Origin of the sequence: Streptomyces sp. NBC_00286, assembly GCF_036173125.1 — a bacterium.
Taxonomy (GTDB): domain Bacteria; phylum Actinomycetota; class Actinomycetes; order Streptomycetales; family Streptomycetaceae; genus Streptomyces.
The window spans coordinates 3935536-3955042 of sequence record NZ_CP108054.1; the positions used below are offsets into that span (position 1 = coordinate 3935536).

Here is a 19507-nt window from a genome sequence, read left to right on the forward strand (position 1 = left end):
CCATCCCAAGGGGCTCCGCCCCTGGGCCCCGCTGGGGGCTGCGCCCCTGGACCCCGCTGAGGGCTGCGCCGCCAGACCCCCTCGGGGCTCCGCCCCTGGACCCGCTCGGGGCTCCGCCCCGGACCCCGTTTCGGGGGCCAGCCCCCGGACCCCCGCTCCTTAAACTCCCCCAGCTACCTCCCCCAGCTACCTCTGGGGGTGCCCCCAAGGGGCTGAATTTTCGCGGCCCTGGGCTGAAATCCGCAGTGGAGATTCCCGCCGCCCTGGTGTATCTCCACGCCGGAGTTCGCGCCGCCCAGCCGGAACTTTGCAGCGCAGGCCCGCACCAATCAGCCCGTCCGGCGTTTGAGGACGAGACCGTTCAGGCCGATGCGGGGTCTGGGGCGCAGCCCCAGCGGGGTCCAGGGGCGCAGCCCCTGGTGGGGTTCGGGGCAACGCCCCGGGGATGGGACGGGTAGGGGCGGCGGGGGCGAGAACCTGCCTGCCGCCGCCCCCCGCCGCCCCTCCAAGCCGTCCGTCACCCCGTGTTACGCAACCCCGCCGCCACCCCGTTCACCGTAAGCAGCAGCGCTCGCGACAGGAGCGGATCCGGGTCCGCTCCCGAAGCCGCCGCGTCTCGCTGGCGCTTCAGCAGGGCGACCTGAAGGTACGAAATCGGATCCAGGTAGGCATCCCTGATCGTGAAGGTCTGCTTCAGGACCGGCTGGGCGTCCAGGAGTTCGCGTCCGCCGGTGATCCGCAACACCTCGCGGACCGTCAGTTCGTGCTCCGCCTTGATCGTGTCGAAGACGTGCTTCAAGTCGTCCGGCACCAGGGTGTCGACGTAGTGGCCGGCGATCCGTAGGTCCGTCTTGGCCAGCGTCATCTCTACGTTGGACACGAAGTTGCGGAAGAAGTGCCACTGTTCGTGCATTTCCTCCAGGACGGAGTCGAGGCCCGCCTCGCGCAGCGCCTTCAGTCCGGAGCCGACGCCGAACCAACCCGGCACGATCTGCCGGGACTGGGTCCAGCCGAAGACCCAGGGGATGGCCCGCAGCCCGTCGAGGCCGGCGCCGGAATCCGGCCGCCGCGACGGCCGGGAGCCCAGGTGGAGTTCGGCAAGCTGGTCGACCGGCGTGGAGGCGAAGAAGTACGCGGGCAGGTCCGGGTCCTCGACCAGGCGGCGGTACGCGGCATGGGCGGCGTCCGAGACGACGTCCATCGCGGCGTCCCAGCGCGCGAGCGCGTCGCCGGGCTGGCGCGGGGCCGTGTGGAGGGCGGAGGCCTGGAGGGTGGCGGCGACGGAGAGTTCCAGGTTCTCCCGGGCCAGCGCGGGGATCAGGTACTTGTCGGAGATGACCTCGCCCTGCTCGGTGACCTTGATCTCGCCTTCGAGGGTTCCCCAGGGCTGGGCGAGAATCGCGTCATGCGTGGGACCGCCGCCCCGGCCGACGGTGCCGCCCCGGCCGTGGAACAACCGCAGCCGTACGCCGTAGCGGTGGGCGACGTCGCGCAGCCGCCGCTGGGCGCGGTGGATCTCCCACTGGGAGGTCGTGATGCCGCCGAACTTGGACGAGTCGGAGTACCCGAGCATGACCTCCTGGACATCGCCGCGGAGCGCGACCAGCCGCCGGTAGGAAGGGTCGGCGAGCATGCCCTCCAGGATGGTGTCCGCCGCGCGCAGCTCGTCCGTCGTCTCCAGGAGCGGCACGATGCCGATCTTCGCCCAGCCCGCGTGCAGGTCCATCAGCCCGGCCTCGCGAGCGAGGACGGCGGCCGCGAACACGTCGTCCGCGCCCTGGCACATGGAGATGATGTACGACTCGATGACCTCGGGCCCGAAGACCTCGAGCGCCCGCTTGACCGTCTCGAACACCCCAAGGGTCTTCTGCCCGGCCGCGTCCAGCGGGGCGGGAGTCGGCGCGAGCGGCCGGCGGGAGCGCAGTTCCCTGGCGAGCAGCTTGTGCCGGTACTCGCGCGGCATGTCCTCGTAACGCCAGGACTCCTCGCCGAGCCGGTCGAAGAGCTGACCGAGCGCGTAGTGGTGGGCGTCGGCGTGTTCCCGTACGTCCATGGTGGCGAGCTGGAGGCCGAAGGCGGCGAGCGTGCGGATCGTACGGTTCATGCGGCCGTCGGCGAACAGGGCGCCGCGGTGTTCGCGTAGGGACGTCTGGATGAGGGTGAGGTCGCGCAGGAGGGCGGAGGTTCCGAGGTAGTCGCGGCCTTCCTCGTGCGGGATGCCCTTGGCGAGGCGCAGCTTGGTGTTCTCGAGCTTCTGCCGGATGCAGGTGGCCTTGAGGCGGTAGGGCTCTTCGGCGTTGAGGCGCTTGTAGCGGGGGCTGATCTCGGGGAGGTTTTCCAGGTCGGCCTGGAGGGAGTCCAGGAGTTCCTGGGTGGCGCCCGAGTAGCGGATGGAGTTGGAGAGGAAGCCGCGGAGTTCGTCGATCATCTCCAGGGCGTCGTTGATGCCGTGTTCGTGCTGGAGGATCAGTACGTCCCAGGTCACCTGGGGGGTGACGTTCGGGTTGCCGTCGCGGTCGCCGCCGATCCAGGTGCCGAAGGTCAGCGGGCGGGTGTCGTCGGGAAGTTGGACGCCGACGCGCTCCAGTTCAGCGGTCAGATCCTCTAGGACGTCGCCGACGGCGCCGGCGTGCAGTTCGTCGAGGTAGTAGATCGCGTTGCGGGCCTCGTCGGCGGGCTCGGGGCGTACGACGCGCAGTTCGTCGGTCTGCCAGACGAGGTCGATGTTCTCGGCGAGACGGGTGTCGTAGCGGCGGCGGTCCGCCTCGATGACGGGGGTCTCGAGGAGGGCGGCGATGCGGCGCAGCTTGTTGAGGACGGAGCGGCGGGCGGCCTCGGTCGGGTGAGCGGTGAAGACCGGGCGAACATTCAGGTTCCGTACGGTCGCGCGCAGGTGCTCGGGGTCGGCGTCCTTGAGCCGGTCCGCGGTACGGGCGAGGAGTCCGCCCTCGGCGGCCCGCTTGGCGCGCAGCTCGCGGCCACGGTGCACCTGTTCGGTGACGTTCGCGAGATGGAAGTACGTGGAGAAGGCGCGGACCAGCTTGGCGGCGGTCTCCAGTTCCGTGCCGCGCAGCAGCTCGGCGGCGGCCTCGCCGTTCTCGCGGGTGAGGCGGCGCACCCTTTCGACCAGTTCGAGGAGCTCGGGGCCCTCCTGGCGTACGAGGGTCTCGCCCAGCAGGTCGCCCAGGCGGCGGATGTCGGCGCGCAGCTCACTGCTGGTCGTGGTGGTCTGGTCGTCGGCACTGCTCACAGGTGCGGCTCCTTGCAGTGAATCAGAAGGCGGTCGCGTCAGCGAATCCGTAGAAGGGTGGTGGCGGGAGACGGGTGGGGTCATCTGAGGCTCGGCTGAGGGGAGGCCCCCGGGCAGCCATCGGCCTGCGGCCGCCGTGGCCGCATAGCAGGAAGGCATCCGGGAACTTAAGAAACAGAGCGGACCGCGCTGTCCGAACGATTCCAAGGATAGGTCTCGATGCGGACGCGCAGACTCTCGGCCTCTTGCCGCCGGGCTGTGCGCTGCCATACTTACGACGCCGTAGGTTACGGAACCGTAGGCATGACAAACGGCTCTGTATGCCCGTACATCCGGCATCGTCACAATCCACGAACCCCACAGGGGACGCCCCATGACCACAAGCTCCGATGTGATCGACGACGCCCCGAAGGCGCACAACGACACCCCGATCCCCTCCGCCACGCTGGGCGGCGAGCAGAAGCGGTCGATCGAGCAGATCACGCTTCTCCTCTTCATCGCCGTCCCGTTCCTCGCGCTGCTCGCGGCCGTACCGCTGGCCTGGGGCTGGGGGGTGAGCTGGCTGGACCTCGGTCTGCTGGTGTTCTTCTACTACCTCGGCTGCCACGGCATCACCATCGGTTTCCACCGCTACTTCACGCACGGCTCCTTCAAGGCCAAGCGCCCGCTGCGGATCGCGCTCGCGATCATGGGCTCGATGGCTGTGGAGGGCCCGCTGGTCCGCTGGGTCGCCGACCACCGCAAGCATCACAAGTTCTCCGACGCCGAGGGCGACCCGCACTCCCCGTGGCGCTTCGGGGAGACCGTCCCCGCCCTGATGAAGGGCTTGTGGTGGGCTCACATCGGCTGGATGTTCGACGAGGAGCAGACGCCGCAGGACAAGTACGCGCCGGATTTGATCAAGGACGGGGCGATCCGTGCGATCTCCCGCCAGTTCGTGTGGTGGACCCTGCTCTCGCTGGCGCTGCCGGCGCTGATCGGTGGTCTGGTGACGATGTCCTGGTGGGGCGCGTTCACGGCCTTCTTCTGGGGCTCACTCGTTCGCGTGGCGCTGCTGCATCACGTCACCTGGTCCATCAACTCGATCTGTCACGCGGTGGGCAAGCGCCCCTTCAAGTCGCGTGACCGCTCGGGCAACGTGTGGTGGCTGGCCGTACTGTCCTGCGGCGAGTCCTGGCACAACCTGCACCACGCCGACCCGACGTCGGCCCGGCACGGCGTGGAGCGCGGTCAGGTGGACTCCTCGGCGCGGATCATCCGCTGGTTCGAGCAGTTCGGCTGGGCGTACGACGTGCGCTGGCCGTCACGCTCGCGTATCGATTCCCGCCGGGACCCGGAGGCGAAGCGCTCCCGAGGTAAGCAGGAGACCGCCGAGGCGGCATGATTGACGGCGTGGCCGACTCCAGCACTTCCAGCAACGAAAAGCCGCGGCGCGCGCGCCGGACCCGGATGACGGGGGCCGAGCGGCGCCAGCAGCTGCTGGAGATCGGCCGCACGCTCTTCGCCGCCAAGGGCTTCGAGGGCACGTCGGTGGAGGAGATAGCGGCGAAGGCCGGGGTCTCCAAGCCGGTGGTGTACGAGCACTTCGGCGGCAAGGAGGGGCTGTACGCGGTGGTGGTGGACCGTGAGATGCGGCGCCTGCTGGACATGGTGACCAGCTCGCTCACGGCCGGCCATCCCCGCGAACTGTGCGAGCAGGCGGCGTTCGCGCTGCTCGACTACATCGAGGAGTACACGGACGGGTTCCGCATCCTCGTCCGTGACTCCCCCATCCCCCAGTCCACGGGTTCCTTCGCCTCGCTGATCTCCGACATCGCGACGCAGGTCGAGGACATCCTGGGCCGCGAGTTCAAGAGCCGCGGCTTCGACCCGAAGCTCGCGCCGGTGTACGCCCAGGCCCTGGTCGGCATGGTCGCCCTGACCGGACAGTGGTGGCTGGACGTACGCCGCCCGAAGAAGGCAGAGGTCGCCGCCCACCTGGTGAACCTGGCCTGGCACGGCCTGGACGGGCTGGAGGCCAAGCCGCGCCTGATCGGCCACCGGAAGAGCTGAAGGGGAGGGCTGAGGAGGCCGGGCGTTCAGTCGGCCCCCTCAGCCCGCCCGGCCTCAGTCGTCCTCGACGTCGCGGGCGCTCAGTGCCAGGTCGTTGGTGGCGGAGAAGTACGGTCTGATCCGGGTGCTGCCACGCTCGGGGTGGTCGAGGACCGTCGCCGGTACGACATCCGTCTTCTTGCGCTCCACGATGTCTCCGCTGATCCGGCCGACCGGGATGGTGCCGTCGGCGGTGGACAGCCGCAGATCCCAGAGGTCCTGTTCCCCGGTGCGCCGGGCCATGACCTCCTCGTACGGGACGGTGAAGCGGAAGCTGTCGGCGCCTGCGGGACGGGCGGCCACGGAGAAGTCGTACGCGCGCTCCGTCCGGGACACCGCCTGCACCGTGACCCCAGCCCCACTCGCGAGGCCGTGCACCACAACGGTGACGGACACCGAGCGCTCGCCGGCCTCGATCCGCTCGACCTCGGCATGGGCGGGCCGCAGCCAGGTGCGCAGGGCGAGGAAGCCGTCGGCGGTGGTGTACGGGATCCACGCGCTCACGCCGTCGGACTCGCGCACAGCGATGGATCTTCCGAGCAGCGGCGCCTGCTCGACGAGCCGTGCGGTGAGCCGCGTACCGGAGCCGTTGCCGCGCGGGGCGACGTAGCAGTCCCAGCGGCCCTCGGCGAGGCTGTGCTCGGCTCGGTGCAGGGTGACGCGGGCGCCGGTGTCCGGGGAGTCCGGGTCCGGGAGCACGGGGAGGCGGACCTCCCGCTTGGCCGGGTCGCGGCGCAGCCGGAGGACGAAGTCCAGTGGCCCGGCGGGCAGTTCGGCCACTTTCAGCAGGACGGTCAGGCCGCCTTCCGCGGTCGCGCGGGCGTGCGCGGCGGGCGGCGGAGTGCTCCCCGGGAGGGCGGTGGGCGCGGCCGGGCGGGGCCGGACGGTGCGGCTCAGGCGTCGGACCAGGGCCGTGCTTCCACCGGCCAGGGTGCGGCGGCGCTTGCGGGACAGTTCGTCGAAGAGGGCTTCGTAGCGGCGGGCGATGACGGAAGGGGCGTAGGTCGCGGCCTTCTCCCGGGCCTCGCCGGACATTTTGCGGCGCAGCGCGGGGTCCGCGACGAGGCGCTTCAGTCCGTCGGCGAAGGCGTCGACGTCACCGGAGAGGGGTACGAGCAGTCCGTCCTGGCCGTCGGTGATGATCTCGCCGGGCCCGTGCGGGCAGTCGGTGGCGACGACCGGGACGCCGCAGTGCATGGCCTCGACGATCGTCATCCCGAACGACTCCATGTCGGAGGAGACGGCGGCGATGGCGCCCTTGGCCCACTCGGTCTCGATGGGCGACACGGGTCCCATGAGGAACGCGCGATCGGACAGCCCGAGCCGCTCGATCTGCTCGCGCAGGCTCGCCTTCTCCGGGCCGCGTCCGTAGATCCGCAGGGTCCAGCCGGGATGTTCCGCGGCGACTTTGGCGAAGGCCGAGATCAGCCGGTCGTATCGCTTGATGGGGATGAGCCGGCCGGCCGCGACGATGACCCGGGAGTCGAGCGAGGACCCTTCGACGGCCGAGGCATGTACGCCGTTGGGGACGCACACGATGGTCGTGGTGACATCGGGCAGGGCGGCGCGGTACTGGGCGGCGTCGGCCTCGGAGACGGTGACGAAGGCGTCGAGGCCGGCGATGGCGTTGTTCTGGTTGGTGCGCAGCGGTTCCTCGAACTGGTCGAGGCTGAGGTGCTCCTGGCCGACGCGGAGGTAGCGACGGCGGCCGTCGCGGGCGAGGTAGCCGTTGAGGTCCGGGCGGGTGGCGATGACGACATCGGCGTCGGTACGGGCGAGGAAGCCGCCGATGCGTTCGTCCTGGAGGGCGGTGTAGGCCAGGTTCGCGGTGGCGCCGGTGTAGGGGAACATCGTGCCGGGCAGCTTGGCGAGCTGGTGATCGCCCTCGTGGCCGGGGTTGCCCTCGCGCATCTCGATCAGCGAGGTCACGCGGACGCGCGGATCGAAGGACAGCGCCGGTGCGTCGCGGAAGCAGTGGACGCTGACGACCTCGACGTCGTGCCGTTCAGCGAACGCGGCCGAGAGATTCGCCGTGGAGCGGATGGTTCCGCCGATCCCATACGCATTGTTGATCAGGAAAGCGATCTTCACGGCGTTCTCGGCTTCACTCGAACAATCCGGAGTCTGGATACCACCGAAGAATTCCTTTCAGGAAGCGGAGCCGCTCCGCGGAAACAACAACAGGGCAGGCCGAAGCCACCAGAAAAAGGCAGCAAAAAGGATGGCGAGAATCATCACGCCTGGTCACAGACCCCCCTGCGGCTTCGAACCATAGCAAACGCCACCTGAATTCACAGCGAAGTAACAGGTGACGCATGGCATACGTTCGGCGGGTCTAGTAGAAAGCGGAACGGTTCCATCTGATGAGCGGGGAGGGAAGAAAAGGTTGCGCCAGAAACAAGCCAGTTATTTGGCCAGCTACGAAGCCGAACGCAGCGGAACCGTCTCCAAGAGCTCCGCAGCCATCCGCGCAGCGGACCCCGCCGTCTCCTCCGCTATTCGACGGAACGTCTCCTGGGCCTGCCGGGCCGGCCACTCCGGAGGGAGATGCTGCACAGGCAGCCGCGGGTCCGTACGTATGATCCGCAGCCACTCGGCGACCAGCCGCAGCCGCGTCGCGACCGGATCGACCGGCGCCGGCACGGCGGCCCACCGCTTGTCGAAGGCGACGTACCGCGCCGCGATGCTCTCCAGGTCCCAGCTCTCGCGGATCATCAGGCCGACGTCGGTGAACGCGTCGGCCCGGGCGTGGAAGACCTTGACGTGGGCGTCGAGCCCGAGTTCGGAGACGGCGTCGCGGACATCGGCGTGGCCGGGGGCGATCCACAGCCCGCTGTAGAGGGCGCCGAAGCCGGACCAGGTCAGCCGGGAGCGCAGGTCATGGCGCTGGCGTTGCCAGGACTCCGGGAGGGAGAAGCCGAGCAGGGTCCAGGTGCCGTCCCAGTCCTCGTTGACCGCGCCGTCGCGCCAGATGCGCTGTCCGCCGTCCTCCAGGATGCGGACCGCCTGCGGGGTGAGCCCGAAGAACATCTTGCGGCCCTCGCGCTGGCGCCGTAGCAGGCCCCGGTTGACCATCCGGGTCAGCGTGGAACGTACGGCCTGCTCCCCCGTCCCGACCCGGGCGAGCACATCGATGATGCTGCCGGAGTAGACGCACAGGTCGCCTTCGTCCAGGACGTGGTTGCCGAAGAAGGTGAGCACGAGCGACTGGGGGCGCAACTGCGGGGCCTCAACGATGTCCGTTGTGTCCGTCGTAGCCGTCATGTCCAGGTCGTCGTCCTCCACAGCGGTAAAGGGTACGACCGCCCGCGCCGGCGAAAGCGCAAGCGGCCGTACGCACTTGTCACTGACCGTCGCCGGGATGGGCCAGGTCGTACGGGCGGGGATACGGCGCCGGCCGGTACGGGATGTAGCGGGCCGGCGTCGTGGGATCGGCCGCGGCGGCCGTGGCGTTGAGCGACGCGGGATCCGTGCCGTGCCAGCGCCCCTTGTCGAGCCGCTTCTCCAGGGTGTGCAGTGCGGCCGTCTGCTCGGCCGGGCTGAAGGTGCAGTGGCCGGGGTTGTCGACGTACGCCTGACGCAGCAGCGCCGACGAGCCCCCGGCGGTGGCGGCCCTGCGGTAGGCGCTCTGGACCTGTACGGGGACGAGGGCGTCGCCGGTGGTGTGGATGGTGAGCTGCGGTTTGTGCAGCCGGCCGGTGAACGCGCTGGTGCGGCTCATCCAGTCGACGGCGGCCGGGTCGGCGCTGATTCGCGGGGCCCGGTTCAGGGCGCCCAGGTCCTTCTTCAGGGACAGGCCGGCGTCCTTGTAGAGCTCGGTGACCTCCTTGTACACCGACGACCGGCGGAGCATCTTCGTGTAGTCGACGCCGGTATTCCAGGACATGTTGCCGCCGGCCCGGCTCTCGGCCTCTTGGCGCCAGCTGAACGCGGGCAGGCTCAGCATTCCCTGGAGGGCCTGGTACTGGTTGGCCTGCTGGGTGTTCCAGTCGTCCGGGGCGGGCTTGGGCTGCGCGGGGTCGTTCCAGCCGGGGAGGTTGTGGAGTGCGGCGGCGAGGGCGATACGGGCGCGGCCCTCGGGTGTGGCCTGGGCGTCGGTGACGGTCGCGCTCATCGTCTTGGCGGCGGCGGCAGCCGAGGCCTGATCGGGGAAGCCGACGAGGTCGACGGAGGAGCCGGGCGCGAGGAGGGTCTTGAGGGCGAAGACGGGGTCGAGGGTGTTGTTCCAGTTGGCGACGCCGCCGTGGACCAGCCCGCACATGGCCAGCGAGCCGTCGATGCGCCCGGGGTGCCGCTCGGCGATGGCGGTGGTGACCAGTCCGCCGTACGACTGCCCCCAGGCGAGCGTGCGCCGTGCCTTACCCGCCCACTCGGTGAACACGTCGAGGGTGGCGAGCTGGTCGGGCACGGCGTCCGTCACCGCCCAGCCGTTGGTGGCGTACGAGGAGCCGATGAGCGCGTAACCCTTCTCGAGGAGAAGCGCCTTCGTCCCGTCGTCGGGCGCGTTCTGCGCGGCGAGGGGCGAGCCGACGGGCCGGTAGCCGTGGCTGAAAAGCAGCACGGTGCCGTTCCAGTCGGCGGGCTTGTCCATGACGTACTTGGCGCCGGACGGGAGGGTGCCCTCGATGTGCTCGGCCGGCGCTTTGGCGGCGTACGCGGAGGCCGTGGGGACGGCGGAGGTGGCGAGCAGGAGGGCGACCGCGAAAGCGGTGGTGCGCGGCAATGACGTACGAGCGCGGGTGCGGGGGGATGCGACTAAGGGCCGGGGCATCGCGGTCTCCCTTGAGTGGGGGGCGGGACACCGCGAAGGTAGGCGCGCTCATGGTGGCGGTCAACATTCTGCACAACATTGGCCGCCGGGCGTGGGTGACTGCCGTTGCGGCTCGGCTCGGCGGGATCAGGCGTCCGCCTTCCGCGCCACCGCGAAGAGGCGACGGAACGGGAAGACCGTGCCGTACGGCGCGGGCGGGTAGGCCTCGCGGAGCAGGTCGCGGTACTCGGCGACGAAAGCCTCCGCCTCCTCGCCCAACTCCGTCAGGACCGGGCGCAGACCCGTGCCCTTCACCCAGTCCAGGACCGGGTCCACGCCTGTCAGGAGATGCAGGTATGTCGTCTCCCAGACGTCGGCGTCGCAGCCGAGTTCGGCGAGGGCCCGCAGATAGTCGGCGGGCTCGTGGACCGCGTCGTCGTGGCGGAGGGTTCCGGCCAGGCGGTTCTTCCAGCGCGCGGACTGGGCGAGTTCGCGCATCAGGCGGTGGCTGGGGGCGTCGAAGTTGCCGGGCACCTGGAAGGCGAGGGTGCCGCCCGGGGCGAGGCCATCCACCCAAGCAGGGAAGCGGGTTACGTGATCCGGTACCCACTGCAGGGTGGCGTTGCTGACGATCAGGTCGTACGGCTCTGCCGGCGCCCAAGTCCCGGCGTCCCCGGCGGCGAAGTCGAGGTGGCCGCCGCCCGGTGTGGGGCCCGCTAGGGGTTCGGCGCGGGCGAGCATCTGAGGTGAGTTGTCGAAGCCGGTGATGTGCGCGGTGGGCCAGCGGTCGGCGAGGAGGCGGGTCATGTTGCCGGGGCCGCAGCCGAGGTCGGCGATGCGGGGCGGGTCGGTGGGCAGTTCCGGGACGCGGGCGAGGAGGTCCGCGAAGGGGCGGGCGCGATGGTCCGCGTGGCGCAGGTATTGGCTCGGGTCCCAGGTGGGAGTGGCGGCGGCAGGCATGGCGGGGCCTCCTTGAAGCGAACCGAGAGGGACCGGCGGGAATCCTCAGCCTCACATCCGCACTATCTTGACGTCAAGAGACTTCACGTCGACACAACCACTACACTGATCGCTATGGAGGACGAGGTCGATCGGCTGGTCGCAGCGTGGCGCCGGGAGCGCCCGGACCTCGACGTGGAGCCGTTGGAAGTGCTCAGCCGGGTGAGCAGGCTGGCCCGGCATCTGGACCGCGCACGCCGCCTTGCCTTCTCCGAACACAGCCTGGAGCCCTGGGAGTTCGACGTCCTTACGGCGCTGAGGCGGGCCGGGGCTCCGTACCAGCTCTCCCCCGGCCAGTTGCTGACCCAGACCCTGGTGACGTCCGGCACGATGACGAACCGTATCGACCGGCTGGCGAAGAAGGGCCTGGTGGAGCGCCTCCCCGACCCCAACGACCGCCGGGGCGTGCTGGTGCGGCTGACCGACGAGGGGCGGGACCGCGCGGACCAGGCGCTCGCCGCGCTCCTCGACCAGGAGCGGGCGCTTCTGGCGGAGCTCAGCAGTGCGCAGCGCGGTGAACTGGCCGGGCTGCTACGCCAGTTGACCGCCCCGTTCGACAACATCCCCGGCTAGGCGCTCCGCTGGGAGAGCCGTGTGGATGGTGCCACGCTGTGCCGCCGGTTGCCTGCCGTGCCGTCGTGGCTGGTCGCGCCCACGCGGCGGAGCCGCATATGTCACAGCCCCGCGCCCCTTTGGGGCGTTGCGCTCAGCGGTGTTGATCAGGCGCTGCTGCTTTCCTCCGGCATGATCCGGCCGGTAGGCCCCAGATCCACCGGCCCCACCCCAGCCCGCCTGGCTAGCGCGACCGCGGCCAGCGTGGAGTGGACGCCCAGCTTCCCGAGCACGTTCTGCATATGGGTGCGGACGGTGTGCGGGGACAGGAACAGGCGCTCGGCGACGGCTTTGCGCCCCAGACCCGCGACCATGCACCGCAGCACCTCGCGCTCGCGCGGTGTGAGGGACTCGACGAGCTGTTCGCTCTCGGTGCGGTGCTTGCGGGCGGCGGTCAGCTCGCGCAGGACGCCCGTGAGCAGGGCGGGCGGCAGATGGGTCTCGTCCCGCAGTACGCCTCGTATGACCGTGAGCAGCCTCGACAGCGAGCAGTCCTTGGCGACCCAGCCCGAGGCCCCGGCCTGCAGGGCGAGGGCAGCGCGGCGCGAGTCGTCCTTTTCCGCGAGGACGACGGTACGGACGCCGGGGTGGCCCGAACGGACGCCCGCGACCAGGGAGATGCCGTCGACCAGGCCTTCTTCGTTGTTGTCGTGCACGGAGACGGCCGGGCGGACGCCGGGCACATTGCCGCCCAGGTCGGCGTCGACGAGCAGCACGTCGAATCTGCGGCCTTCCGCCGCCGCGCGCTCCATAGAGCGCAGCGCGGCGGGGCCGCTGCCGGCCGCGGACACGTCGACGTCGGGCTCGGCGGCCAGGGCCGCGGCGAGAGACTCGGCGAAGATGCGGTGGTCGTCGACGACCAGGACACGGATGCGAACCACTGAAACCCCCACTGGTCGGGGGACGACCGACGCAGGTACGGCGCCCGGAGTGTTCCGGGACCCCGAGGACCCCGGGACGGGGGAGCCGCAGCCACACGGCCGCCGCCGTGCTGGAACTGCTACCCCCACTCCGGGCGTCGTACCCGACTTCTCTCGCCCCCTGATCAACACCGGCCCCCACCGGTGCTGCTCATCAGGGTAAGGCCGGGGGGCGGGAGCGGAAGAGGATTTGCAGAACTGATTGTCCAGCACGTTTATGGTGAGGCTTATGTTTCGTATTGAGACAGGAGTCGACAAAGAGTTCAGCAAGTTGCTGCGTTCCCGACTCCGGGACGCCAACACGGCGGCCTCTCCCGTACTCCGTGCTCTCCACGGAACCCCCGACGAACGCGAGCTTCCGCTCCACCTCTGGGCGCTGGACGAGCAGGGCGAGCTCGCGGGCGGCCTCGTCGGCCATACCTGGGCGACGTGGCTGCACGTCACGTACCTCTGGGTCGACACCCCCCACCGCGGCACGGGCCTCGGCACCCACCTGCTGTCCCGCGCCGAAACCCTGGCCCGGACGGAGCGCGGCTGCCACGCCGCCCGCCTGGAGACGTGGGACTTCCAGGCGCCGGAGTTCTACAAGAAGCGGGGGTACGAGGTGGTGTGCGTGATCCCCGACTATCCGCCGGGGGTTACGGAGTACACGCTGACGAAGCAGCTCAGCTGAGGCGCCGCGCGCCCGCCGACGGGATCGCCGTGAAGACCCGCGGAGCCGTGAACCCGGCTGCCGCGAACGCTTCCTCCACCGTCTTGGTGACCGTTTCCGCGTCCGTGGACTCGACGAGGACGATCGCCGAGCCGCCGAAGCCGCCGCCCGTCATGCGGGCACCCACCGCGCCGGCCGACAACGCCGTGTCGACGACCAGGTCCAGCTCCGCGCAGGAGATGCGGAAGTCGTCGCGCAGCGAGGCGTGGCCCTCGTTCAGCACCGGGCCGATCGCCCTCGTGTCGCCCGCCTTCAGCAGCGACACGACCCGCTCCACCCGGTGGTTCTCGGTGACGATGTGGCGCACCAGACGGCACACCTCCTCCTCGTCGCCCAACCGCTCCAGGGCCGCGTCCAGTTCGTCGTACGCCACATCCCGCAGTGCGGTCACGCCGAGCAGGGCTGCGCCCTTCTCGCAGCCCGCCCGCCGCTTGCCGTACTCGCCGTCGCTGTGGGCGTGCTTGACGCGCGTGTCGACGACCAGCAGCCGCATGCCCTCGGCCGCGAGGTCGAAGGGGATCTGCTGCTGGGCCAGGTCACGGGTGTCGAGGAACAGCGCGTGGCCGTCCTCGCAGCACGCCGAGGCCGTCTGATCCATGATCCCGGTGGGGGCGCCGACGTACATGTTCTCGGCGCGCTGGCACAGGCGGGCCAACTGCGGGCGCTCGATGCCGAGTCCGTAGAGCTCGTCGAGGGCCAGGGCCGTGACGACCTCCAGGGCCGCCGAGGAGGACAGGCCCGCGCCCGTCGGGACCGTCGAGGCCAGATGGATGTCCGCGCCGGTCACCGCGTGGCCCGCCTCGCGCAGTGCCCACACCACGCCCGCCGGGTACGCCGTCCAGCCCGTGTCGGACAGCGGGGCGAGTTCGTCGACGCGCAGTTCCACGACGCCGTCCTCGACGTCGGCGGAGTGCAGCCGGAGCACGCCGTCCGTGCGCCGCGACACCGCCGCGACCGTGGTGTGCGGCAGCGCGAAGGGCATGACGAAGCCGTCGTTGTAGTCGGTGTGCTCACCGATCAGGTTGACGCGCCCCGGCGCTGCCCAGACACCCTCGGGGGCGCTCCCGTACAGCTCCTCGAACTTCTCGGCGATGCTCACGAACCACTCTTCCTGTTCTGCGCGAACGCCCACGCGTCCGCCACGATCCCCGCGAGGTCCGCGCGGGACGGGGTCCAGCCGAGCCGTTCACGAGCGGCCTCGGCGGAGGCCACCAGCACGGCCGGGTCGCCGCCGCGGCGGGGGGCCACGACCTCGGGGATCGGGTGCCCGGTGACCTGGCGGACGGTCTCGATGACCTCGCGGACCGAGAAGCCGTTGCCGTTGCCGAGGTTGCAGATCAGGTGCTCGCCCGGGGTGGCCGCCTCGACGGCCAGCAGGTGGGCCTCCGCCAGGTCCGCGACGTGGATGTAGTCGCGGATGCAGGTGCCGTCCGGCGTCGGGTAGTCGTCGCCGAAGACGGAGATCGCGTCGCGCCTGCCCTGGGCTACCTGGAGTACGAGCGGGATGAGGTGCGACTCGGGGTCGTGGCGCTCGCCGCAACTGCCGTACGCACCCGCCACGTTGAAGTAGCGCAGCGACACCGCGCCCAGGCCGTGGGCGGCCGCCTCGCCGCTGATCATGTGGTCGACGGCGAGCTTCGAGGCGCCGTACGGGTTCGTCGGCGCCGTCGGCGCGGACTCGACGATGGGGGTTTCCTCCGGCTCGCCGTACGTGGCGGCGGTGGAGGAGAAGACGAGCCTGCGGACGCCCGTGGAGCGCATGGCCTCGAGCAGGGCCATCGTGCCGCCGACGTTGTTCTCCCAGTACTTTTCGGGCTTGACGACCGACTCGCCGACCTGCGAGAACGCGGCGAAGTGCAGCACGGCCTCGAAGGAGGAGTCCAGCCACTTGGCGGCATCCCGGATGTCGCCCTCGATGAAGGAAGCACCGGTGGGCACGCCCTCGCGGAAGCCGGTCGAGAGGTTGTCGAGGACGACGACCTCGTGGCCCGCCTCCAGCAGATGCTGTGCGACCACACTGCCGACATAGCCCGCGCCGCCGGTGACCAGGTACTTCCCACTCATGAACTCGCTACCTCTCGCAGTCGCTGCGCCGCGGTCTCCGGCGGCACGTCGTTGATGAACACGCTCATGCCGGATTCGGAACCCGCGAGGAACTTCAGCTTGCCGGAAGTGCGGCGAATGGTGAAAAGCTCCAGGTGGAGCGCGAAGTCGTCACGGCTGACACCCTCGAACTCCTCCAGCGTGCCGAACGGCGCCTGATGCCAGGCGGAGATGTACGGCGTCGGAGACTCACCCTCGCCGAAAATCCGGTCGAAGCGCCTCAAGAGTTCCAGATACACCTTGGGGAACTCTGTGCGGGCGTCCTCGTCGAGTCCCAGAAGGTCCGGCACCCGCCGCTTCGGGTAGAGGTGCACCTCGTACGGCCAGTGCGCCGCGTACGGCACGAAGGCCACCCAGTGTTCGGCGTCCAGCACGATCCGGTCGCCGTCGGACAGTTCGCGGGCCACCACGTCGTCGAAGAGGTTCTCCCCGCCGGTCGCCTCCTTGTGCGCGGCAAGTGAGCGCAGCATCAGGGCCGTACGAGGGGTGGTGAAGGGGTACGCGTAGATCTGGCCGTGCGGATGTCCGAGGGTCACGCCGATCTCGGCGCCGCGGTTCTCGAAACAGAAGACCTGCTCCACGGAGGGGAGATGGGACAGCTCGGCGGTGCGGTCGGTCCAGGCCTCCAGGACGAGGCCTGCCTGTTCCTCCGTCAGATCCGCGAAGGACGCGTCGTGGTCGGAGGTGAAGCAGACGACCTCGCAGCGGCCGGAGTCGCCGGCGAGGGAGGGGAAGCGGTTCTCGAAGACGGCGACGTCGTACGAGGAGTCCGGTATCTCGCTGAGGCGGTCACCCTCGGACGGGCACAGGGGGCACTCGTTCGCCGGCGGATGGTAGGTGCGGCCCTGGCGGTGCGAGGCGATCGCGACCGAGTCGCCGAGCAGCGGGTCGCGGCGCACCTCAGACGTGGTGACGGTCGGGTCGAGCGGTCTGCGGTCGACCGCGTCGCGGACCGCGTCATCGCGCGCGTCGTAGTAGATGAGCTCACGACCGTCGGCCAGCCGGGTCGAGGTCTTCTTCACGGAACCGAGCCCTTCCTCCTGCGCCGCGCTCTCTAGGCGCACTCATCCAACAGAACTGAACACAACAAACCACAATTCCTCACGCCAGTCAACATCACAATCAAACAAAGATCCCCATCGCGGCTGTTCAATTCTTGAAGCGGGCGGCGTAATTTCCGCCCTGATCTGTGCACGCAACGAAGCGAGTTCTCATGCAGAACCCCACACATCTGCCCCCCACCCATCTCGCTCAAGAACTCCGGCTCCCCACCAACTGGCTCGACTACACGATCCTGGCGATCTACTTCGTCGTCGTCTTAGGCGTCGGCTTCGCCGCCCGCCGGTCGGTCAAGACAAGTCTCGACTTCTTCCTCTCCGGGCGCTCCCTGCCCGCCTGGGTCACCGGTCTCGCGTTCGTCGCGGCCAACCTGGGCGCCACCGAGATCCTGGGCATGGCCGCGAACGGTGCGCAATACGGCGCGTACACCGTGCACTGGTACTGGGTCGGCGCCATCCCCGCCATGGTCTTCCTCGGCCTGGTGATGATGCCCTTCTACTACGGGTCGAAGGTGCGCTCCGTACCGGAGTTCCTGCTGCTGCGCTTCGACAAGTCGGCGCATCTGCTCAGCTCGGTCCTGTTCGCCTTCGCCGCGATCCTCATCGCGGGCGTCAACCTCTACGCCCTCGCGATCGTCGTCGAGGCGCTGCTCGGCTGGGCGCAGTGGGTGTCCATCGTCGTCGCCGGCGTCTTCGTCCTCGCGTACATCACCGTCGGCGGTCTGTCCTCGGCGATCTACAACGAGGTGCTCCAGTTCTTCGTCATCCTCGCCGCGCTCATCCCGCTCACCCTCCTCGGACTGAAGAGGGTCGGCGGCTGGGGTGGCCTGACCGACTCACTGACCGAGAGTCACAGCGCCGACTTCGTCACGGCGTGGGGCGGTACGGGCATCGGAGACGCCAATCCGCTGGGCGCCAACTGGCTGACCATCGTGCTGGGCCTCGGCTTCGTCCTCTCCTTCGGCTACTGGACGACCAACTTCGCCGAAGTGCAGCGCGCCCTGTCGGCGAAGAACCTCAGCGCGGGCAAGCGGACGCCGCTGATCGCCGCGTTCCCGAAGATCTTCATCGTCTTCGTGGTGATGACTCCGGGTCTGATCGCCGCCGCCCTCGTCCCGAACATCGGCACGCCCGACTCGGACCTCACCTACAACGACGCGATCCCTTATCTGATGGAGCAGTTGCTGCCGAACGGTGTGCTCGGGATCGCGGTGACCGGTCTGCTGGCGGCGTTCATGGCGGGCATGGCGGCCAACATCTCCTCCTTCAACACGGTCTTCACGTCCGACATCTGGGCGAAGTACGTGGTGAAGGGCCGCGACGACGCGTACTACTTGCGCTTCGGCCGGCTGATCACCGCGATCGGTGTACTCGCCTCGATCGGCACCGCGTTCCTGGCGTCGTCCTTCTCGAACATCATGGCCTACCTGCAGACGCTGTTCTCCTTCTTCAACGTGCCGATGTTCGTGGTCTTCATCATCGGCCTGTTCTGGAAGCGGGCGTCGATGAAGTCCGGGTTCTGGGGACTGCTCGTGGGCACCACGGCGGCGATGATCAACTACTTCGTGATCTACAAGCAGGGCGTCATCGACATCCCCTCCGACCAGGGCGCCAACTTCGTCTCGGCGATCGCCGGCTTCGTGGCCGGAGCGGTGGTGATGTTCGCGGTCTCGCTCTTCACGGCGCCGAAGCCGGAGTCCGAACTCCAGGGACTGGTATACGGCACCCGCTCGCCCGGCATGGACGAGCCGCCCGCCGCGGGCGACGAGGCCTGGTACCGCAAGCCCGCCCTGCTGGGCTGGGGAGCGATCGTCCTGGCCGCGGCCTGCTACATCCCCTTCTCCTTCTGAAACCAGCGGAGCTGAGGCACCACCATGAGCGACTACGAGTACCAGCACGAGGTCGAGGAGTTGGAGCGCAAGTCCGCGACCGCCGCCCGGCTCTTCGACATCCGCCGCATCATCGGCGCCCTCTTCGTGATCTACGGCGTGATCGTCACGATCGCCGGACTCACGGTCTCGGACACGGACCTGGACAAGGCGGAGGGCGTGAACATCAACCTGTGGACGGGGTTGGGGATGCTCGGCCTGGGGGTGTTCTTTTTGGTGTGGCTGTGGCTGCGGCCGACACCGCCACCGGTCGACACGGAGCAGCTTCCGCCAGAGGCCGACAAGGGCACCGAGTAACTAGGCAGTGACCTTGTGCAGGGCCGGAGTTCACTGGGGTGACTTCGGCCCTGTACGGCTGTTCGGGGTTGGACAGAACGGCCGGGTCGGTCACTCCGGAGGCAACTTCCACGGGTTCCCGTCACACTCCGGGACCCCGGTGTCTGTCTCAGACTCCGTCGCCGTCGAAGAGATCCGCCGCGTCGGCCACGTGCACGGCCCGTTCCGACCAGGCCTTGAGCTGGTCCAGGTCGGAGCACGCCTCGACTCGGAGCCGGACCGAGTCGGGTACCTGAAGGCCACGCAACTCCAGGATTCTCAGCGTCATCTCGATGCGGTCTTCTACCCGGCCCTCTTCACGCAGCTTCACGGCGACCGGATTCTTGAAGAAGTAGTTCACCGGCATCATCAGCTCCTTCCAGATCTTCTTCGCCTGCGCATCGACCAGGCCTGACTCGACAAGCTCCGCGAACATCGCCGCGCTGTCGGGATCCACGGTCTCCAGAACCGCTGCGAGTGGTCCCAGCATCGCAACGGCACCCGGCCCTTTGCCATGTGTGATCGCCGAGAACACCGCGAGAGTGACGTCCCGCGCCGCCTCCGCCTCGTCCGCGATCACCGGCACGTCGTCCGGCCCGAGGACGAGCGGCCGTACGACGAGCGAGGACCAGCCCGGCAGACCGAACCGGATGGGCTGGGCGGCCCACCGTGCGGTGGCACGGCTCTGGGTCATGACGATCAGCACCGGCTCGACGCGGTATTTCTCGTAGAGATACGAGAGGTAGTACGGCCAACTCCCCCGCTTCCTCTCGTCCTTCTCCCTCTGGGACTCCAGCACAAGCAGATA

General features: G+C 69.3%; 15 protein-coding genes and 1 pseudogene. 6 read left to right on the plus strand and 10 right to left on the minus strand.

All coding sequences use genetic code 11. The features are described from left to right. Positions 1–517 precede the first annotated feature (517 nt). Entirely contained in the window at positions 518–3250 is a 2733-nt protein-coding gene (gene ppc / locus OHT21_RS17765) for a phosphoenolpyruvate carboxylase (RefSeq protein WP_328769300.1), read from the minus strand. Positions 3251–3623: 373 nt separating this feature from the next. Here ppc and OHT21_RS17770 point away from each other — a divergent pair, with 373 nt between their 5' ends. Both OHT21_RS17770 and OHT21_RS17775 read left to right on the plus strand, forming a co-directional pair. Then, entirely contained in the window at positions 3624–4634 is a 1011-nt protein-coding gene (locus OHT21_RS17770) for an acyl-CoA desaturase (RefSeq protein ID WP_328769301.1), read from the plus strand. Then, positions 4631–5302 carry a TetR/AcrR family transcriptional regulator gene (locus tag OHT21_RS17775; protein ID WP_165344273.1) on the plus strand — a complete coding sequence of 224 codons (672 nt, stop codon included), beginning with the start codon at positions 4631–4633 and terminating at the stop codon, positions 5300–5302. The genes OHT21_RS17770 and OHT21_RS17775 overlap by 4 nt, the downstream gene beginning before the upstream one ends. Before the next feature lie 54 nt (positions 5303–5356). On the opposite strand, the gene OHT21_RS17780 is transcribed toward OHT21_RS17775, so the two are convergent. The 4 genes from OHT21_RS17780 to OHT21_RS17795 all read right to left on the minus strand — a co-directional run bounded on the left by OHT21_RS17780 (position 5357) and on the right by OHT21_RS17795 (position 11051). Continuing rightward, a complete protein-coding gene (locus OHT21_RS17780) occupies positions 5357–7432 on the minus strand; it encodes a glycosyltransferase family 4 protein (protein ID WP_328769302.1) in 2076 nt (691 codons plus the stop codon). Between the two features lie 327 nt (positions 7433–7759). Then, on the minus strand, positions 7760–8605 hold the full coding sequence (locus OHT21_RS17785) for a PaaX family transcriptional regulator (protein ID WP_328774132.1): 846 nt from the start codon (positions 8603–8605) through the stop codon (positions 7760–7762). 79 nt (positions 8606–8684) lie between these two features. Then, positions 8685–10112, minus strand: coding sequence for an alpha/beta hydrolase family protein (locus OHT21_RS17790; RefSeq protein ID WP_328769303.1), 1428 nt, complete (start codon positions 10110–10112; stop codon positions 8685–8687). Positions 10113–10238: 126 nt separating this feature from the next. Then, positions 10239–11051, minus strand: coding sequence for a trans-aconitate 2-methyltransferase (locus tag OHT21_RS17795; protein ID WP_328769304.1), 813 nt, complete (start codon positions 11049–11051; stop codon positions 10239–10241). Between the two features lie 114 nt (positions 11052–11165). Between OHT21_RS17795 and OHT21_RS17800 the strand changes: the two genes are divergently transcribed. Then, positions 11166–11663, plus strand: coding sequence for a MarR family winged helix-turn-helix transcriptional regulator (locus OHT21_RS17800; protein WP_328769305.1), 498 nt, complete (start codon positions 11166–11168; stop codon positions 11661–11663). Positions 11664–11809: 146 nt separating this feature from the next. Here OHT21_RS17800 and OHT21_RS17805 read toward each other — a convergent pair whose 3' ends face one another. Then, positions 11810–12583: a response regulator transcription factor gene (locus tag OHT21_RS17805; RefSeq protein WP_328769306.1), complete on the minus strand. Its 774-nt coding sequence runs from the start codon at positions 12581–12583 to the stop codon at positions 11810–11812. Between the two features lie 268 nt (positions 12584–12851). On the opposite strand from OHT21_RS17805, the gene OHT21_RS17810 reads away from it, so the two are divergent. Then, positions 12852–13295, plus strand: coding sequence for a GNAT family N-acetyltransferase (locus OHT21_RS17810; protein ID WP_328769307.1), 444 nt, complete (start codon positions 12852–12854; stop codon positions 13293–13295). Here OHT21_RS17810 and galK read toward each other — a convergent pair. From galK to galT, 3 genes are read right to left on the minus strand one after another with little or no spacing between them, the layout of a single operon-like run. After that, positions 13288–14433: a galactokinase gene (galK, locus tag OHT21_RS17815; RefSeq protein ID WP_328769308.1), complete on the minus strand. Its 1146-nt coding sequence runs from the start codon at positions 14431–14433 to the stop codon at positions 13288–13290. The two genes, OHT21_RS17810 and galK, sit on opposite strands and share 8 nt — an antisense overlap. Further along, positions 14430–15398 carry a UDP-glucose 4-epimerase GalE gene (galE, locus tag OHT21_RS17820; protein WP_328769309.1) on the minus strand — a complete coding sequence of 323 codons (969 nt, stop codon included), beginning with the start codon at positions 15396–15398 and terminating at the stop codon, positions 14430–14432. Before galE ends, galK begins: the two co-directional genes overlap by 4 nt. Continuing rightward, entirely contained in the window at positions 15395–16459 is a 1065-nt protein-coding gene (gene galT / locus OHT21_RS17825) for a galactose-1-phosphate uridylyltransferase (RefSeq protein ID WP_328769310.1), read from the minus strand. The genes galE and galT overlap by 4 nt, the downstream gene beginning before the upstream one ends. 191 nt (positions 16460–16650) lie before the next feature. On the opposite strand from galT, the gene OHT21_RS17830 reads away from it, so the two are divergent. Both OHT21_RS17830 and OHT21_RS17835 read left to right on the plus strand, forming a co-directional pair. Further along, a complete protein-coding gene (locus tag OHT21_RS17830) occupies positions 16651–18345 on the plus strand; it encodes a sodium:solute symporter family protein (protein ID WP_328769311.1) in 1695 nt (564 codons plus the stop codon). A 24-nt stretch (positions 18346–18369) separates the two neighbouring features. Beyond that, complete coding sequence (locus OHT21_RS17835; RefSeq protein WP_328769312.1) at positions 18370–18681, plus strand: hypothetical protein; 312 nt, start codon at positions 18370–18372, stop codon at positions 18679–18681. Positions 18682–18829: 148 nt separating this feature from the next. Here OHT21_RS17835 and OHT21_RS17840 read toward each other — a convergent pair. Further along, positions 18830–19507, minus strand: a pseudogene (locus OHT21_RS17840) (hypothetical protein); the annotation flags it as partial.

Excerpts from the sequence above, each read along its gene's own strand:
- OHT21_RS17830 (WP_328769311.1), top strand. The coding sequence starts at position 16,651 with ATGCAGAACCCCACACATCTGCCCCCCACCCATCTCGCTCAAGAACTC.
- OHT21_RS17785 (WP_328774132.1), bottom strand. The coding sequence starts at position 8,605 with ATGACGGCTACGACGGACACAACGGACATCGTTGAGGCCCCGCAGTTG.
- OHT21_RS17775 (WP_165344273.1), top strand. The coding sequence starts at position 4,631 with ATGATTGACGGCGTGGCCGACTCCAGCACTTCCAGCAACGAAAAGCCG.
- OHT21_RS17800 (WP_328769305.1), top strand. The coding sequence starts at position 11,166 with ATGGAGGACGAGGTCGATCGGCTGGTCGCAGCGTGGCGCCGGGAGCGC.
- OHT21_RS17790 (WP_328769303.1), bottom strand. The coding sequence starts at position 10,112 with ATGCCCCGGCCCTTAGTCGCATCCCCCCGCACCCGCGCTCGTACGTCA.
- OHT21_RS17810 (WP_328769307.1), top strand. The coding sequence starts at position 12,852 with ATGTTTCGTATTGAGACAGGAGTCGACAAAGAGTTCAGCAAGTTGCTG.
- OHT21_RS17795 (WP_328769304.1), bottom strand. The coding sequence starts at position 11,051 with ATGCCTGCCGCCGCCACTCCCACCTGGGACCCGAGCCAATACCTGCGC.
- galE (WP_328769309.1), bottom strand. The coding sequence starts at position 15,398 with ATGAGTGGGAAGTACCTGGTCACCGGCGGCGCGGGCTATGTCGGCAGT.
- OHT21_RS17770 (WP_328769301.1), top strand. The coding sequence starts at position 3,624 with ATGACCACAAGCTCCGATGTGATCGACGACGCCCCGAAGGCGCACAAC.
- OHT21_RS17835 (WP_328769312.1), top strand. The coding sequence starts at position 18,370 with ATGAGCGACTACGAGTACCAGCACGAGGTCGAGGAGTTGGAGCGCAAG.